The organism is Methylophaga sp. SB9B (assembly GCF_004832235.1).
Classification (GTDB): Bacteria; Pseudomonadota; Gammaproteobacteria; order Nitrosococcales; family Methylophagaceae; genus Methylophaga; species Methylophaga muralis.
This window is the reverse complement of record NZ_SSXS01000012.1, coordinates 75,910-94,153: the sequence shown is the minus strand read 5'-3', so window position 1 is coordinate 94,153 and position 18,244 is coordinate 75,910. Positions and strand designations below refer to the sequence as shown.

Here is an 18,244-nt window from a genome sequence, read left to right as displayed (position 1 = left end):
CATTTAATTTCGTTTATTAAGAACGTCGAAGGCTTCAAGCTGTCATAATTGTGACAGTTAAATTTGCTTCACCTCTCAAAAATACCCCTTCAGTAATGACAGAAATTCTATGCCGTTATGCCAATACTATTTTTTCAACAGGGTCATCCTGTTATTAATTTTGAGTTTTTTGCCATCCCATTTGGTCATGGCAGATTCAGAAAAGAATATCGATATTCAAATAACAGGGCAGATGAAGAATTAACTGAAACTTTGTTGAATGGTCTGAGCATCAATAGACAAAAGAATAGCCCGCGGCTGGAGTCTCGCAGCGTTGGCCGTTTACACGATCAAGCGACCGATGAATTGAAACATATGCTTACGGTATATGGTTATTATTCCCCTGAAATTACTGCTGAATTAATTGAGACTGACGAAAATAACTGGCAGGCCAGTTATCAAATTGCGTTGGGCCAACCTGTCACTATTCGTAAAATCAATATCGCTGTTGAGGGTGATGCTAAGACTGATCCGGTCTTTACTACATTGGTAAAGACTATGCCGCTTAAAGTGGGAGACCACTTTAAACATGACAATTATGAAAATGCCAAAAAGTCTATGCTCAGAATTTCTGCTGAGCGTGGATACTTTGATGGTGCTTTTACCTGTAATCGGGTCAGTGTAGATATAGAGGCTAATGCTGCCGACATTTGTCTGGTGTATGACGGCAAACAGCGCTATCGATTCGGTACGATTTCTTTTCCAGATACCGTGGTAAATGATGAATTGCTTGAAGCGATGTCACCTATCGAAACAGGTGAACCCTTCACTTCAAGCAAGTTACTGACATTACGCAATAACTTACAAAACAGCGGCTATTTTGCTTCTGTTTCTACTCAAGCGATGACGTCTGCTCGGGAAAACGATGAAGTCCCTATAGAGGTTTCATTGGATGAAAATCTGAAGCATCGTTATAGCGCAGGGGTGGGCTATGGTACTGATACCGGTGCCAGGATGAGTCTGGGGTGGCAAAACCGCTACGTAAACGATCGTGGTCATAGACTTTCGGTAGAAAGTCGTTTATCGCAAATTGCCAACCGGATTGGTGCCGATTACCAGATGCCGTTCTGGAGTGAAAACATTGATACAGTTGGTTTTAATACAGAATTAAAGCAAGAAGATACCGATACCAGTGAAAGCCAATCCGTTGCGGTCGGAAGTTATTACAACCGCATGCGTTGGGGCTGGGAAGAAACCGGTAGCATCAAGTTTCTTAACGAAAACTTTGACGTGTCAGACGATTCTGCATCAACCACTTTATTAATTCCCGGAATTGCTTACGCCAGAACCTGGGCTGATGACACTATTTATACCCGACATGGTGGTCGAGTCAGCGTAGAGCTGAGTGGTGCGGCTGAAGGTTTTCTGTCAGATATCAGTTTCAGCCAAATAGTCTTGCGTGGTAAATACATCAAAAGCATTGGTGGTTCCAGCAGAGTTATTACCAGAGCAACCGTTGGTGCCACTGAAGTCAGTGACTTTTCACAATTACCCAGTTCCTTACGTTTTTTTGCCGGTGGCGATAACAGTATTCGTGGATTTAATTATCAATCACTTGGTCCAAAAAATGATCTTGATGAGGTGACTGGTGGTCGTTATACGGCTGTTGGCAGTGTCGAATATGAACATATGTTTTTGCAGAATTGGGGTGGTGCGGTGTTTACTGATTTTGGTAACGCATTCAATAGTTGGTCTGATCCAATAGAGTATAGTGTAGGTGTCGGTATTCGCTGGCGTTCACCGGTTGGCTTGATACGAGTGGATGTAGCCAGTGGTATTTCGGATGAAGACAAACCCTTTGGTTTACATATCATGATAGGGCCTGATTTGTGATAAAGCGCGCATTATGGATAATCGCTATTACACTGTTGCTGGTTTTGCCGGCAGGCTTATATTGGTTATTAATGACAAAGTCTGGTTTTGAAACAGCATTAAATTTTACTCAGAAAACCATACCAGAACTCACTATTAACGAAGCACGTGGTCGGCTTTACGATGGCATATTTTTAAAAGGTATTGCCTATGAACCTGAAGATGGCGATGCGATTTATGTCGATACTATTGATGCCCGTTGGCAGTTATGGTCGCTACTTTCCAGCCGATTTATTATCAATCAAGTCCATTTAAATAAGCTGCAAATCAAACAGGCCGAAACGGTCATCGAGGTTGATGATGAAGATAGCTTCAGCCTCCCGGAAATACGCATCCCCCTTGCAATACATGTCAGATCATTGCGCATAACGAGAGCGGAATTGATTGATAATCAAGGTGTTGCAACGTCTTTATTTGATCGTTTCGATACATCACTAAGGTTGAATTACGACCGGTTGATTGTCTCTTCATTAAGGCTGAATCGTGATGTGTTTGCTTTTACCTTAGTGGGCAATGTGCAGTTAAACGAACCCTACACCACCAATTTAAATTATGGTGCCAGACTGAACGATCCTGAATGGGGCCTTATTTCTGCAACCGGAACGATTACCGGTGATCTTCAACAAATGACATTACGACAGCAATTGGGGGCACCATTTGCATCTGAACAAACCATCATGGTGCGTAATCTGCTAGGTGATTTAGATTGGCGTCTCAGCATTGAAAGTGAAGAGTTGCCCTTGGGGAAAATTCTTAAAACTGACCTTGGCAATATCACCGCAATCGATTTAGATGCCAAAGGCACCTTGAACAGCGCTAAGTTAGAACTTGATTTTCAACTGGATGAATTTGAAGAAATACACCCACCATTGTCGGCAAGTGTAAGTTTGAGTTCGAATGATTTAAGCAACTGGCGTGTTGATTTAATGGCCGCTATCAGTCAAAACAGTTTTGCCGAGCTGCATGGCGACATACAAGTTACTGAAGATCCGCTGGAGAGCGGCTTTTCAATTGAGGCAAGCTGGTCGAAGCTAAAATGGCCTTGGCAACCCGATACCGAATTATTAGTTGGCGATGCCTCAGGACAACTTTCTTTGGATGGGAACCTGCAGGATTATCGTTTGGTACTGAGCAGTTCGCTATCAGCACTGGAGCAAAACTGGACGATTAATACAAATTTAAGCGGTGATCTGCAGCACGCGACAATTAATTCACTAGAAATCCAATCGGCGCTCGCTGAGCTTGCTGTTAGTGGTGATGTCGGTTGGGATCCTGAGTTACGTTATCAATTGGAAGGTGGATGGAAAAATCTGCAGCTACCGGCAAGTTTAAGTGGCGTCACGGTTGAAAGCTATTCGGGTTTATTCAACCTTAAAGGTGAGAAAGAACTATTTGATTTAAAACTAGATTCAGATTTTATTATTGATGACATCCCCTTGATAGTAAATTTACTGGCCAGCAGCCCGGAAGCCGGAATAACCGAGATACGGGCTGATACTAAAATCGCAGATGGTGGTGCCGGTTTTAGCGGCAAAGTCAATTGGAAAGAAAATCTGTTGGTTGAAGGAAAACTCACCTTAAGACAGCTGGATCCCGCGGCTTTTGACACTGAATGGCCGGGCAGGATAAGTGGTCAGGCACAATTACAATTTCAGGATAAAGGTGAGGGTAATTTCCAAGCCAGTGTGCAGCAATTGCATTTAAACGGCATGTTGAGAGAACGTAACTTTTCGCTGGATAGTAATCTGCAAGCAATTAATACCGATGTAAATATTGAAGATTTGCTGCTCAAACTAGGCGATTCACAACTATCGTTAAATGGTAAGGTTGAGAAGCAGCTGGATTTAAGTTGGCAATTAGCTTCACCCAATCTGCAGGATTTTCATCCTGATTTATCCGGTAGTTTAAACGGGCAGGGGCAATTGTTCGGCGAACTGGCCAGATTAAAACTGAATGCCAAACTGGACGGCAGCGCTATTCACTGGGCCGATGAACTAACTATCGGCTCTTTTAATGCCAATGCCCAAATAGACCTTACTGACAATCAACAAAGCAAACTTAATGTTAAGTCAACGCAGATCGTAGTTGCTCAACAAACCATCGATTCAGTTGACTTAAGTTTGAGTGGTAAACGCGATCAACACCAGCTTGGTCTGCAGATCCAGTCTGACATTGTGACCTTATCCAGTCTATTACAAGGTAGCTTAAATGCAGAAAATCAATGGACGGCCGGTTACAGTCAATGGACATTGATAATGATATGGCGGGCAGCTGGCAACTACGTGAAGCCGGTGATATCCAGTTATCAGCGGATAAACAGATCATGACGCAACATTGCTGGCAATCTGCTCAGCAGGCAGAACTGTGTCTGCAAGGTGAAAATGCGGTGCAAGGTGCTCAGGCTCAAGTAGACATCAATCAACTTTCAATGGAACTGTTCAGACCCTGGATTGAGGAATACGCAAAATTATCCGGGTTTATTAACGGCAAATTGCAACTGGCTATGGCAGCGGAAGGGGATATTACTGGCACTGGCAATTTATCGTTGGACGAAGCTGTTTTAAAACTTGAATCGGAAGGCCTCCGCCAGCAAGAACCGATTGAATTTGAGTCGGTTGAATTGCTTTATCAGCTCACCGCTGAAGACAGCATGCTGGCTATAACTATTGCTCCCGATGTCGCTGGTATGCAGCCCATCGAAGCAAGATTGCAATCTGCCGCGATTAAAACCGTCATGGAAGCACCGAAGGACACACCGCTTACCTTGCAATTGCAGACTTCGGTTGAAGATCTCGCTGCGTTAAATCTGGAAACACTGGCATTTGATGAATTAGCCGGCAAACTTGAGTTGCATGTTGATATGCAGGGCACAGTTAATCAACCGGAATTATCCACAGCAATCAGCTTGCGTGATGGGCAAATATTTTTAGTAGATATGGGGATAACCTTATCGGCGATTAATGGCGATATCAAAGGCGATCCTTTATCTGGCGTGAAGATGTTATTGCAGGCACAGTCCGCCGAGGGCCAGTTGGAAATTGCTGGTGATTTCAGCATGACCGATGCTGATTGGTTGCTGAATGCCACCATTAAAGGTGACCAGCTGGAAGTGATGAATCTGCCGGAAGCTTATGTGATTGCTTCGCCAGATTTAAAACTGATGGTTTCTCCGCAGACAGCCAAAGTGAGTGGCACAGTTGCGATTCCTACAGCAGAATTAGCACCGATGGATTTCAACACCACGGTTTCAGCTAGTCAGGATGTGGTGATTGTCGGTCAGGAAATGGATGATGAAAAAATGCGTCTGGCAACGGATGTCGATGTCACTGTGCAGTTGGGTGACAATGTGATGATACGGGCATTAGGTTTTCGTGGTCGTCTGGGCGGAAATCTACGCATATATGGTGATGCAGGAGAGCTTTTGCTGGGCAATGGCCAAATCACAGTGAATGATGGCAGTTATGCCGCTTATGGGCGCGAATTAACCGTAAATAATGGCAGAGTGTTGTTTTCTGGTGCAGCTATTGATAACCCCGATCTAGATATAAAAGCAATTCGTAAAGGCACAAATTATCAGGCGGGTATTCATATTACCGGACCTGCTAATAATCCCCAGGCAACGTTATTTTCAGTGCCATCAATGAGCCAGGAAGACATTCTGTCTTATATTGTTCTAGGACGGCCATTAGGACAAGCCAGCGCAGCTGATGCTGCGATGTTGGCTTCAGCTGCAACCAACCTCGGTATTTCCAACGGTAATGCGATAAGTGAGCAAATTGCCAACACTTTTGGTTTGGATTCGGTCGAGTTTACAGGTGAAAGTCCAGAGACGGCTGCAGTGCAAATCGGCAAATACCTGTCACCCAAACTTTATTTGGGTTACGGCATTGGTATCTTTGAGCCGGTGAGCACCGTGCAATTACGCTATACCTTAAGCAAGATTTGGACGTTGCAAGCGGAGTCAGGGACACATAGCGGCGTGGACTTGTTGTATATCTACGAACGATAAAAAAAGCCCTGTATAAATACAGGGCTTTTTTGACCTACCTTTTACTCAAGTATGAGGTGAGTCTGGGTGAAATCAGGCGCGGTTCTTTTCGCGAATTTCATCCAATGTTTTGCAATCGATACACAATGTTGCTGTCGGACGCGCTTCTAAACGGCGGATACCGATATCAACACCACATGATTCACAATATCCGTAATCACCTTTATCCATATCAATCAATGATTCTTCAATTTTTTTGATCAGTTTGCGTTCGCGATCACGAGTACGTAATTCAAGGGTAAATTCTTCTTCCTGCGTAGCGCGATCGTTTGGATCCGGGAAGTTTGCTGCTTCGTCCTGCATATGGTGAACAGTGCGGTCAACTTCTTCCATAAGTTGCGAACGCCATTTTTCGAGAATACCCCGAAAATGTTTTACCATATCTTTGCTCATGTATTCTTCATCACTACCCGGTTGATACGGGGTGAAACTTACATCATCTTGGTTCGGGTCCATGTTGGCAAACCTCATACTTTCTAAAAACAAGGGCGCATCTATACCAGAAGCTTCGGGCATGTGCAAAATAATTGAGCTATTTTAACCCATTTTGAAAAAAATAAGAGACTAATGAATCAATTAAAAGCCGTTATATTCGACGTAGATGGAACCCTTGCTGAAACCGAGCGTAGTGGTCACCGAATTGCGTTCAATCGCGCATTTGCCGAGGCGAGTCTGGATTGGTATTGGGATGAACAGTTTTATGGACAATTATTGGCGATAACGGGCGGTAAAGAACGTATCCAGTACTATCTGGAAAATTTTCATTTGCAGTGTGGTTTTGCCGGTGATCATCGTGACATGATTACTAAATTACACGCTGATAAAAACAGGCACTATGTTGGCTTGCTGGAAAGCCAGACAATTCAGCTACGTCCTGGTGTGAAAAGATTGATAGAGGAATTACGAGCTGCTGGAATCAGACTGGCTATTTCCACCACATCAACTCCAGAGAATGTAACAGGTTTAATTAAAGCAACGATGGGGGAAGGTGCTTTAGACTGGTTTGATTGCATTGCAGCGGGTGATATTGTGCCCATGAAAAAGCCTGCCCCAGATATTTATCACTATTGCCTGCAACAATTGCACTTGGATGCCAAAGAGTGTTTGGCAATAGAAGATTCAGCCAATGGTTTGCAGGCCGCTGTTGGAGCAGGCATAAGCACATTGGTAACTATTAATTCCTATACCGCCGAAGAGGATTTCAACCAGGCAGTGTGTGTTGTGGATCAGCTTGGCGAAGCTGATTCTCCCTGCAAAATAATCGCTGGCTCACCGATCAATACGAGTTATATCACTGCTCAAACCATTCAGGATTTACATGCCAAAGCCAATTAACATAACTCAACGCGCGCTGGATATTAAACCGTTTCAGGTGATGGATATTTTATCGCAAGGTAAGGTGCTGCAAGCTCAGGGCAGGGATATTATTCACCTGGAAATTGGGGAGCCGGATTTTCAAACGCCGCAGCCTATTATTGATGCTGCAATTGCTTCATTAAAAAACGGTGATACGTTTTACACACCATCATTAGGCTTGATGGCATTACGCGAAAAAATAGCCGACTGGTATCAACAGCAATACGGGCTTGTCATTTCACCACGACGAATTGTCATTACCCCTGGCGCTTCAGGCGCCTTACTTCTAGTGATGGGAGCACTATTAGAAGCAGGCAAGCATTTATTAATGACCGATCCGGGTTATCCCTGTAACCGACATTTCGCCCGTTTTGTAGAAGCCTCTGCCGTTTCTGTGCCGGTGGGTGCCGATACGGCTTACCAATTATCTCCAGAACATATTGAAAAATACTGGAATCAGGACACGCAAATAGCCCTGGTTGCTACACCTTCTAACCCTACCGGAACCATTATTGATAAAGACGGCTTAAAAGCCCTCTCAGAGGCCGTTAACGCAAAGCGGGGACTATTAGTTGTTGATGAGATTTATCATGGACTGAATTACGATGGCGTACATTTGCCTTCCATCCTTGAAGTCGATGATGAAGCGATTGTCATCAATAGTTTTTCCAAATTCTTTGGCATGACTGGCTGGCGATTGGGTTGGCTAGTGGTGCCGGAAAGTCTCGAACCAGTGATGGATCGCTTGGCACAAAATCTTTTTCTGGCCGCACCAACAACCGCTCAACATGCTGCATTGACTGCATTTGAACAGGAGAGTCTGGCGATTCTCGAACAACGCCGCCAAGCATTTGAAAAACGCCGAGATATATTGTTACCGGCATTGCAATCATTGGGCTTTTCCATTCCGGTGAAACCGCAAGGCGCGTTTTATATTTATGCAGACTGTAGCAAATTATTGAATGACAAAATCCCAAATGGCATGGCGTTATCTAAATATCTTCTCAGCGAAGCAGGGGTGGCGATTACGCCAGGTAATGACTTCGGTTTACATCTTGCCGATCAACATGTGCGATTTGCCTATACCACAGATGAAGCTCGTTTAATTCAGGCTGTCGAACGGATTCATGCTGCGTTGAATAAATTATAGTGTGATAAACCACAGATGAAACCAAAACAAGTCGCCGAAAGTTATGATCAGATTGCTGATGTGTGGAACAGCGACAGCTTTAACCGCGACAATGGAATCAAACAACACAAACGGGCAATTGCATTTGTAAAAAATAAATCTAAAGCATTCGACATTGGCTGTGGTGCTAGTGGACGTATTCTAGATTTGTTGATGAGTTACGGATTTGATGTGGAAGGGCTGGATATATCAGAAAAGATGCTGGAATTTGCTCGTAAAAGACATCCGCAAACGATTTTTCATCATGCTGATATCTGTGAATGGCAGTTTACTCAGCAATACGATTTTATTTCAGCCTGGGATAGCATTTGGCATTTACCGTTAAATCAGCAGCAACCGGTTTTGAACAAGTTGATTGATGCTTTGACACCCGGTGGCGTTTTGATTTTTACCACTGGTGCGATGGATACAGCCTCTGAGAAAACTGATTCAGTAATGGGGCCACCGATGTATTACAACGTGTTAGGCATCCCCGACACACTTAGACTGATTGATAAAGCCGGCGCGGTATGTAGGCATCTTGAATATGATCAATATCCCGAATTACATCTCTATTTGATTGTGCAGAAAAGAGACGAGCCAACTGCTTAAACTTAGTTTATTAACTTAACTAAACAGAATTAAATTGGCTCGATGTACTGGATTTAACAATTAAACAACTTGTTTAAGAAACGAGTGTTCAAGACTTTTCAGTTGTTGCAAACAATCTCGTTGACTTAAAAATGCCATTGATTCTGCTGGTTCCAGCCAAGTCTCAAGTTGCTGCATACTCTCGGCATGACGCACTTTCCATTCCGCCAGAATACGGGGCGGGTGAAATACCGGGCGTTGTCCAGCATCGTCCGGCAGCTGGGCGATATGCCATTTACAAAGCTGTGGATCATTTAGCAAGCGGATAAAGGCATGTTGCTTGGGCTGATCAGAAAGTTGAGACAGCTGTGCTTCCAATGCTTTGATAATCGGTGCTGGATGTTTCTCTTCGGGTGCCCGTAACAGACCTAACCATTTGATTAACTTGCTGCGCCGGGCGCCGCCGCTTATCCAGGATAACGGGATGGATAACATCAACCCTCCGGTAATCGGTAACAACCAATAAAATAATTCTTTACTGAGTACTAACGAGATAACAGCGAGAATAATACCAAAGATAGTATGACCAATATGAGCACGGGCAACCGATGCCCAGTTTAAGGCACCATCATCGCGTGATTGAGGCATCCAGCCACTGTCTTTACCACGAAAAATGCCAACCACCACGCCAAATTGATGCACCATCAGAATGGGTGCGTATAAAGCCGACATGATCATTTCCAGCAGGGTACTCAAGGTCAACAGAATTGGACCACCAAATTGCATACAACGAGGAATATTGATTAGTGCTGCAAACCAGCCAAATACTTTTGGTGCAATAACAATAGCCATCGAAACAATAAATAAGTTTAAAGCCCGTTCCGAGTCAAATACCGGCCAGGTAGGGAACAGTGACGGGTTAGCAAAATATTCAGGCCGAACATAGGTTGCCTGTACAGCGATAGCTAAACCGACAACAATTAACGATAACCAGAAAACCGCACTTAAATACGACATTAGTCCCGAAAATATATGCAAACGAGTAGGCAGAACAAACCCCTGAGCGAACATAAACGGCGTATGTTGCAGGTTTCCCTGACACCAACGGCGATCTCGAATCATCACATCAATCAACGACGGTGGAGATTCCTCAAAAGTTGCTTGAATATCAGTGTCAAAGCGAACGCCCCAACCTGCACGACGTAATAAGGCCGCTTCAATAAAATCGTGGCTTAATACATGCCCACCGAATGGTGGTTTACCGGGCAAAATCGGCAGATGAGATGACTCGGCGAATGCTCGGGTGCGAATGATGGCGTTATGCCCCCAAAAATTGGAAGACAAACCATGCCAGGCAGATAAGCCTTCAGCGTAAATTGGGCCAAAACAATGGTTAGCAAATTGCTGTAAACGCCCATACAACGTGTTTGCTCTGATGATAGTTGGTAACGTCTGAATTAAACCTACCCCAGGAGACGCCGCCATCCGTTGGGACAATTTAAGCATGCACTCACCGCTCATCACACTATCGGCATCTAAAACAATCATTGCTTCATAAGCGCCGCCCCAGCGTTGCACCCAATCACCGATATTGCCGGCTTTACGTTCAGAATTATTCTGACGGCGACGATAGTAGACCGGGCAGCCGGATTCGTCTTTGTTGACTAGATCCAGAAAAGCCTGTTCTTCGGCAATCCAGGCATCTGCTTTATTGGTGTCGCTCAGGATAAAAAAGGCAAACTTACCGGGCGCTTTGTTTAATATATCTTCGCGCATAACTTTAAGCGCAGCTTTAATTCTTATCGGATCTTCGTTATAGATGGGCAACAAAATCGCGGTGGTAAAATCAGCTTCTCGCTCAGCTTGTCTTATCAGCCTTGGTTTGAGATGAAGTAAAAAACCCAACAAGGCTTGTGCAAAAGCAAACGATACCCAGAGAAAGTTAATACTGAACAGAATTAAGAACAACCACTGTAGGTAAGTAACGTTATTGGTGGTACTTAAAACACCATATATTTCGGTAATACCGTAATACGATAATCCCAGCATCACGGCGAGTACGAATAATCTGGAAACTAAGGTTCTTAGGATATAAAAGAATGTCCGTTGATTATGACGCATCGACAAACCTGTTCGTATACGCCATGCCGAGGCATGGATAATGGCGACTCAGGGGGCAGAGCACGTTCATAAGCGATGCTCTTTTCATTATTGTCAGTCAATAACTCAACGCTCATAAAGAATTGTTCCAGTCTCTGCTTAACCATCTGTAAAGCCAGGTTGGTGCAGCTTGTTTATCACCTTTATTAAGTTGCACTCGTAACTCTGCAACATCAGCATCTTGAGAATCAAACGTTATCACTACTCGTGCACCGTTAATATGAGGGTTTGCTTCGATCCGACTTTCTAAGATCTTGCCCTGACTAATACTGGCAATAACGTCAATATTTTCAATGTCATCGCTGTTGATGTTGCTGTAATCAATCAATATTTCTTTGTTTTTATCGAATAATTTCAATCCACTAGCGCTGCCGACAATACGGGGTCTATTTTTATTGGTAGGCACATCATCAGGAGATGTTAAGGTATAAGCAAACTCAAACGGTTCGCCTTTTTTCAGGCCATTTTCTGGTTTCCAGTAGGCAACAATATTGTCATTTTCTTCCGAGGCTGATGGTATCTCAACCAGTTCAACCTGACCTTTGCCCCAGTCACCCACCGGTTCTATCCATGCTGAAGGACGCTGATGATAATTGGCTTCAAGATCCTGATAATAAGCAAAATCACGATTACGCTGAATCAACCCAAATCCCTTCGGGTTCTCATCTATAAATGCACTTATCTGCAACGTCTGCGGATTGTTCAACGGACGCCAGATTCGTTCACCTTGGCCATTTCGCATTTGCAAACCTTCTGAGTCATGCACTGCCGGGCGATAATCCAGTTGATCAGGGCGATCCATGCCGCCATGCATAAACATTGATGTTAATGGCGCAAGGCCGACGTGTTTGACATCTGTGCGAGGAAACAGAATGGCCTGAACATCCACCTTGCTGGGGGAGCCAGGATGTATTCCAAAGCGATAGGCTCCGGTGACACTTTTACTATCCAGTAAGGCATGGACCACGATGGCATTCTGTTTTGAGGATGGCCGTTCAATCCAGAAACGTTTAAAAATTGGAAACTCTTCACCTTTTGGTTGTCCGACATCAATCGCCAAGCCACGCGCAGAAATTCCATAAAGCTGACCCTTGGAGACAACGCGGAAATAACTGGCCCCTTGGAACACAATAAATTCATCCTGATAATCAGCATTATTCAGAGGATAGTGGAGGCGCAAACCCGCATATTTACCTACTTCAGTCAGTTTTTTGCCGATGATTTCATTCGGTACACGAAATGAATTTTCAGAGAGCTCAAGCGGAAAAGACTTTCCTGATTCAACCACATCAATATCAATTAAATCCTGGTATAGAAATCCGGGGGCAAATAATTGCACCGAAAATTTAGTTGGAGTACCCCCCCAAATCGCCGCATTTTCCAGAAAATTGATTTGCCGATAGGTGGAATAATCCAGCTTTTTTAATTCTTCTGGAGCAGTTTTTGGTTGTTTAAACGGTTCTTCAGCAAGCTTGCGAGCATATTCAATAACTGTGTCATGTGAAAATGCTGTGCCGTCGACCTGTTCGTTAGATGTTTCAGCAAAAGTGGTACTAAAAAAAAGACTGGTAAATATAACGATAATGAGTCTGGAAAAGCTCATTAGTGATTGTGGTAACGCGAAATTTTGCTGTAGAGATAATTTACTCAACATGCAGCTAAATCCTTTAAATACGGAATCAAAATGGGATAGATCTCGGGAAGGCTCTTGTCTGACCAAGAACAATTAATCATTAGCTACTATTTCAGTTTGGGCATGACGTCACAATAACTTGAGTTAATCATAACTAACGCTATTTAATATGCTAAACCAAACCGGAAAATTCTTCTCCACTATTATTTTTTTGTCAGGTAATCACGATGGATAACAAAAATGACATGACTGAAAATATTGATGAAGTAATTTGTGATTGCAGTGGTACTACGCGGGGAAAGATTATTAGCCTGGTAGAGCAGGGCATTGTAGACACGGATACCATCTCACGAAAAACCGGCGCAATTTCAGGATGTGGTTCCTGTGATCACGAGATCGAATTATTGCTGGATGAATTGGTTTTTAAATAGAAAAGACAAATGTTGAAAAAGGAGGTGCGACAGAGCTGTCGCACCTCATTTGTTTTCAGCTTAGAAGCTGTAGTCAAAACCAACTTCGAACGAACGTTCAGGGCCAACATAAATACCTTGGCGTAAACCAGTAATGTAGAGTTTGTCTGTCAGGTTCTTAACTGCACCGCGCACACGGAACTGCTCACTAACTTGATACTGGGCATAAAGATCGTAGACAGTATATGAAGGCATTAACCCACCCCAGATACCACCACCGGCACCAGTAGGAATGTTCTCTTCATTTGTTTCAAGCCCATATTGCTCACCACGGTGATGCGCCGTTAATGAACTGGAGAATTTACCTTGAGTATAGTTCAATGCTACGTTTGCAAGGAATTTAGGAGAATACGGTAGACGATTACCGCTATTTTCGCCCGCTTCAAACCTAGAGTAGGGAACCCATGTTAGGTTTGTATCAACACTGAAACCACCACCTAATTCGTAACCCAAAGCAGCTTCCAGGCCGTAATGTTTGCTCTCACCTGCATTAGATTGAGATAAGTTTGGATCGGAGTTTCCAGTAACAACCAGATTATCGAAATCCATATAGAAGCCTGTAAGCTCGTACGACATACGATCAACAGCGCCACGTATTCCTAGTTCATAGTTTACTGAGCGTTGACCATCCAGTTTTTGGTCTGTCAGCCCCTCCAGTGCAACATTGTTTGAAGCTGGAGAGAAAGCCTTATACACACCGCCATACAACTGAGCTTCTGGTATTAACTGATAGGTTGCACCAATACCTGGCAGTACTTCAGTATTGTTAGTTTTTTCTGAACCAGTAGCTGCAGGAAGCAGAACTCCACTAGCGTTTCGAACTAAAATGGTATTACGTTTCTGTTCGTAGGATTCAACTCGTAATCCAGGCGTTACAGCTAGACGATCAGTGATTTCAAAGCGGTTTTGTACATAACCAGCAATACTGTCAGCTTTATCACGAAGATGGTTGTTCAACCTTCCGCTTCGATCATTAGCTCGTGTCGCACCGATAGTTTTATCGTCAGATTCTTCCTGCATGTAACGAATACCAAACTCGGTTTCATTGGTTATGCCGAACAGGTTATGATCAATTGCTAAACGAGATTCAACGCCATAACGCTCAAAGCTTCGGTTATTACCATTTAGACTATCAGTGTAAACCCAACGCCCGGATGCATTTGAAGCACCAGTGTTAACACCATAGCGCCAGTAGTCACGGGACATTTCACTCCAATAGGCCAAGGTGGTCAGCGTGACGTTATCACTTAAATGCCACTCATGGTTTACATCTATAGCCTTGCGATCAGTTAAGAAATAATCATCTGGAGCAGGGTTGTAAGTTCTGCCTGCTTTGTAATCATTCAGGAACATGCCTCGGTAAGAGATGTTAGCTTCATTCTCATAGTAAGAAAGCTTTATGCCCAAGCTGTGATTTTCATTCAACTTAGTCCCGGCTTTAACCATGATGTCACTCATGCGGTAATCTTTGTCCATAAAGCCATCGCTTAGGGCGCGGGTGGCAACGATACCCGCGAAGCTATCACCGGATTCTGTACGACCGCCAGCTTCTAACGTTGCTTCACGTGTATTGAAAGAACCAAAACGAGTAGAAACATGTACACCATCATCTGGTGTTTTTGTTTGGTAGTTAATAACCCCACCGATAGTGGATGGCCCATAACGTAAAGATGAAGAACCTTTTAATATTTCAATACCTTCCATGCGCTGAATGCGCGGATTGAAATAGCGGTCATTACCAATAAATAAACCAGGTGCAACAGGGACACCGTCTTCCAAAATCAAAGATTTAGATTCACTTGCGGAAAGGCCTCGAATACCAATATTGCTAACTACCGATGATTCTTCTTCAGTTTTAGCGTTAATCCCAGGAACTCGGCGTAAAACGTCTTCTGTGGAGGTTGGTTGGATGCGCTCAATTTCTTCACGATCGATGAGGACTACAGCACCTGTCTGGCGCGAAATACGCTCTTCTTTAGAACCTTCAGTGCCGACTACTTGCAATGCAGGCATTTTAAATTGGGTGGTAGTTTGTGTTTCCGCATTAGCTGACATTGAAATACTAGCAATTGCCAATGCCTGCATCACATAAAGTGGTTTTAATCTCATTTTTTTTCCTTCTATCCCTATGGTTTTTAATATTGAAACGTATCGTTCTGCTTTTGAGTAACGTAATGATAATGCTTCTTATTTGTAGGCGCAACAGTTAATTATTGTATTAGTTCCACAGTGTATGAATTGTGCTACGAGGATATATATGGAGAAGAACTCAGGCTTGATCTGATATTTGAAAATAGGCCGAAGAAAAATGTATTAAGACGCTGAAAAGAAATGATAGGAATATTGGATAGGTTTTAAAAACAGAATTTATGATGAATAACAAGCCAGTACACTACTCAAAAAGGAAGTGTCATAACCTAATTAAGCATCCAGGCGGAAAGTTAATTTTCTGTTGACACTAGTTCAGTCAGGTTTTGCAAACGACCGACATAAAGAGCCGTCGCACCGGCAACTGCCACCGGGATAATCAAAAAATTCAGGATAGGGATCATGGTCGCGCCCAAAGTGGTCATGCCAAAACCCAAAGCTAATGAGCGTTTTTTTCTGAGCAACTCTCGTTGTTGTTTAAAACCCATCAGATGATTTCCAAGTGGATAATCATGATAATCAAGCGCTAATGTCCAGCTGGAAAAGAACAGCCATAACAACGGTGCTATAAGATTAATACCTGGAATCCATGACAGGATAAATAGCGGAATCATCCATTTCAGCAGATAGGCTAATTTGCGTAATTCGTTAAAAATCATCCGTGGCGTATCAGCAATTAATTGCCAAAAGGTTTGTTCTGGTGGAGGTTGATTGGAAAGGCGTTTTTCAACTGCTTCAGCTAATAATCCATTAAATGGTGCAGCGACTATATTGGCGAGAATGGAAAAGGTAAAAAACACAATTAACACAATCAAAATCGCAAACAATGGCCAGAGAATCCACATCAAGGCATTGGACAACCACTCTGGTAACCAGGTCGGTGTTAACTGGGTCATCCAGTAATCAAACTGACTGATGCCAAACCAGATGGCTCCGGCAAACAGCAGGGTATTTATCACAATAGGTATGAAGGCGAAACGCCGCACACCAGGTTGATTGATAAGTTTGAATCCGCTTAATAAATAGCGTGAGCCTTGGATAAAATCACCCATATATCAATACCTTATTGAAATAACTTAAGACCATCTTTTGCAAGTAATGCACTGCCGTAGGCAGCATCAGTATGTTCTACTGGTTTGAAAGACACGTCTATCAATGATTGGCGAAGTTGAGTCCACACAGCATTTTTTGCACCGCCCCCGACACTGCGTATTGAGGTTAATGGCGTCTTGCTTAATTGTTGCAGACATTCATATCCGGCTTTTTCAATACGGGCAATTCCTGATAGTAAACCATATAAAAACTGTTGGTCCTCTGCCGGGCGTGGATGCATGCGCGGGGGAAAATCCTGATCCGCTATTGGGAAACGTTCACCGGGTTTTAGCAATGGATAATAATCTTCGACTGGCATTTGCAAATCAATTTTCTGACTCAAAGCGACTAATTGCTCATCACTGAAATAGTGCCTTAACACCACACCACCAGAATTTGACGCACCACCACATAACCAGTGATTGCCAAGCTTGTGACTGTATATGCCACGTTTGGCATCAAACACCGGATTCTGACAGACAAGCTTTAATACCAGCGTTGAGCCGAGTGAGGTGACTGCATCACCTATCTTATTCGCACCGGTTGCGATAAAAGCAGCGAGGCTATCGGTTGTTCCTGCTTTGATAAGAGGAGGTGTAGATTGTTTGAGTCCGAGAGTTTTTATGACTGATGTTGATAATTCGCCAATCACCGTGCTTGGGGTTACCACTTGCGGTAAAACATGTAATGGCGTTAGTGCGCTTAACCAATCAGGCCAACAATTGTTGGTTACATCAAAGCCTGATTTAAGTGCATTGTTGTAATCGGTAAAACCAGGTTTGGCACCTAATTGAATGGCCAACCAGTCTGCCTGATGCAATAGAAAATAGTTTGCTGGCAATGCCAATGAGCGTTGCAAATAGACTAGTTTGGCAAGGCCACAGCTGGGCCCATTTGCGGCGGATTCTGCCGGAGCAAGTTTAGCAATATCTTCGCTAGCCTCAATGGCTTGCTGATCGTTATACATCAGCATCTCACTTAATGGATGTCCATCAAAATCACACAACATCACTGATCCGGAAGTGGCATCAATGCTGATGGAGTCAATATCCAACTCAGACAGTTGGCTTAGCAAAGTTTTTAACGTGTTGAAAAGAAATTGGGACTGTTGTTGGGGCGATGGATAGGATTTTGACGAGGCGGGGAAGCTTTGTTCGGTTTGGGCAATAATATTGGCCGATTTATCAATGGCGCAGACCCGGCACCCGGAGGTGCCGAAATCAATGCCAATCCATGTGCTGTCGCGCATGTTTTATGGAAGATGAACAGGTGTCGGGGCAACCCAACCTTCTTTACGGTATTCAGCAACGACATTGGTGTAGACACCACCACGCACATTAAAGATACCAGTGACACGCATAAAGCGTGGTTCAGTTGCTGCTACTAAATCGGTAAGAATTTGGTTGGTCAGTTTTTCATGAAAACCGCCTTCTTCACGATATGACCAGAAATACAGTTTCAGAGATTTCAGTTCAACGCATTTTAGATCGGGTACATAATCAATTTTAATCGTGGCAAAATCCGGTTGACCGGTTTTGGGACACAGGCAAGTAAATTCAGGTGTTTCGATGTGGATGGTATAATCCCGCTCCGGAACAGCGTTATCGAAGGTTTCCAGTTGTTTGCTTGGTAGCGTAGACATAGGTAATCTCTAACAGTTAACAAAA

Annotated in this window: 14 protein-coding genes; 7 read left to right on the top strand and 7 right to left on the bottom strand. The window is 43.6% G+C overall.

The genetic code is table 11. The features are described from left to right. Positions 1-117: 117 nt before the first annotated feature. From E8Q33_RS12620 to E8Q33_RS12610, 3 genes are read left to right on the top strand one after another with little or no spacing between them, the layout of a single operon-like run. Complete coding sequence (locus E8Q33_RS12620) at positions 118-1,872, top strand: autotransporter assembly complex family protein (protein ID WP_247870095.1); 1,755 nt, start codon at positions 118-120, stop codon at positions 1,870-1,872. Then, entirely contained in the window at positions 1,869-4,238 is a 2,370-nt protein-coding gene (locus E8Q33_RS12615) for a hypothetical protein (protein WP_136555159.1), read from the top strand. Before E8Q33_RS12620 ends, E8Q33_RS12615 begins: the two co-directional genes overlap by 4 nt. After that, positions 4,154-5,920, top strand: a complete 1,767-nt coding sequence (locus tag E8Q33_RS12610; RefSeq protein WP_168800209.1) for a translocation/assembly module TamB domain-containing protein — start codon at positions 4,154-4,156, stop codon at positions 5,918-5,920. Before E8Q33_RS12615 ends, E8Q33_RS12610 begins: the two co-directional genes overlap by 85 nt. Before the next feature lie 72 nt (positions 5,921-5,992). Here the strand turns inward: E8Q33_RS12610 and dksA are convergent, their stop codons facing one another. Beyond that, the gene (gene dksA / locus E8Q33_RS12605) at positions 5,993-6,415 is read right to left on the bottom strand and encodes an RNA polymerase-binding protein DksA (protein ID WP_069295949.1); all 423 of its coding nucleotides are present in this window, start codon (positions 6,413-6,415) and stop codon (positions 5,993-5,995) included. A 111-nt stretch (positions 6,416-6,526) separates the two neighbouring features. Here dksA and E8Q33_RS12600 point away from each other — a divergent pair, with 111 nt between their 5' ends. From E8Q33_RS12600 to E8Q33_RS12590, 3 genes are read left to right on the top strand one after another with little or no spacing between them, the layout of a single operon-like run. After that, positions 6,527-7,294 carry an HAD family hydrolase gene (locus E8Q33_RS12600; RefSeq protein ID WP_136555156.1) on the top strand — a complete coding sequence of 256 codons (768 nt, stop codon included), beginning with the start codon at positions 6,527-6,529 and terminating at the stop codon, positions 7,292-7,294. After that, entirely contained in the window at positions 7,278-8,465 is a 1,188-nt protein-coding gene (locus E8Q33_RS12595; protein ID WP_136555154.1) for a pyridoxal phosphate-dependent aminotransferase, read from the top strand. The genes E8Q33_RS12600 and E8Q33_RS12595 overlap by 17 nt, the downstream gene beginning before the upstream one ends. A 15-nt stretch (positions 8,466-8,480) precedes the next feature. Next, positions 8,481-9,095: a trans-aconitate 2-methyltransferase gene (locus E8Q33_RS12590; RefSeq protein WP_136555152.1), complete on the top strand. Its 615-nt coding sequence runs from the start codon at positions 8,481-8,483 to the stop codon at positions 9,093-9,095. Between the two features lie 60 nt (positions 9,096-9,155). On the opposite strand, the gene mdoH is transcribed toward E8Q33_RS12590, so the two are convergent. Further along, on the bottom strand, positions 9,156-11,195 hold the full coding sequence (gene mdoH / locus E8Q33_RS12585) for a glucans biosynthesis glucosyltransferase MdoH (protein WP_211116165.1): 2,040 nt from the start codon (positions 11,193-11,195) through the stop codon (positions 9,156-9,158). Between the two features lie 112 nt (positions 11,196-11,307). Then, positions 11,308-12,888, bottom strand: coding sequence for a glucan biosynthesis protein G (locus tag E8Q33_RS12580; protein ID WP_136555150.1), 1,581 nt, complete (start codon positions 12,886-12,888; stop codon positions 11,308-11,310). A gap of 206 nt (positions 12,889-13,094) precedes the next feature. Between E8Q33_RS12580 and E8Q33_RS12575 the strand changes: the two genes are divergently transcribed. Continuing rightward, a complete protein-coding gene (locus E8Q33_RS12575; protein WP_136555148.1) occupies positions 13,095-13,298 on the top strand; it encodes a (2Fe-2S)-binding protein in 204 nt (67 codons plus the stop codon). Between the two features lie 60 nt (positions 13,299-13,358). Here E8Q33_RS12575 and E8Q33_RS12570 read toward each other — a convergent pair whose 3' ends face one another. From E8Q33_RS12570 to queF, 4 genes are all read right to left on the bottom strand, one after another. After that, positions 13,359-15,446 carry a TonB-dependent receptor domain-containing protein gene (locus E8Q33_RS12570; RefSeq protein ID WP_136555146.1) on the bottom strand — a complete coding sequence of 696 codons (2,088 nt, stop codon included), beginning with the start codon at positions 15,444-15,446 and terminating at the stop codon, positions 13,359-13,361. 332 nt (positions 15,447-15,778) lie between these two features. Next, a complete protein-coding gene (cysZ, locus tag E8Q33_RS12565; protein WP_136555144.1) occupies positions 15,779-16,537 on the bottom strand; it encodes a sulfate transporter CysZ in 759 nt (252 codons plus the stop codon). A gap of 11 nt (positions 16,538-16,548) precedes the next feature. Beyond that, positions 16,549-17,826 (bottom strand): FGGY-family carbohydrate kinase, encoded by a 1,278-nt coding sequence (locus tag E8Q33_RS12560; RefSeq protein WP_136555142.1) that lies wholly within the window; start codon positions 17,824-17,826, stop codon positions 16,549-16,551. A gap of 3 nt (positions 17,827-17,829) precedes the next feature. Further along, on the bottom strand, positions 17,830-18,219 hold the full coding sequence (gene queF / locus E8Q33_RS12555) for a preQ(1) synthase (RefSeq protein WP_014707089.1): 390 nt from the start codon (positions 18,217-18,219) through the stop codon (positions 17,830-17,832). Positions 18,220-18,244: the final 25 nt, after the last annotated feature.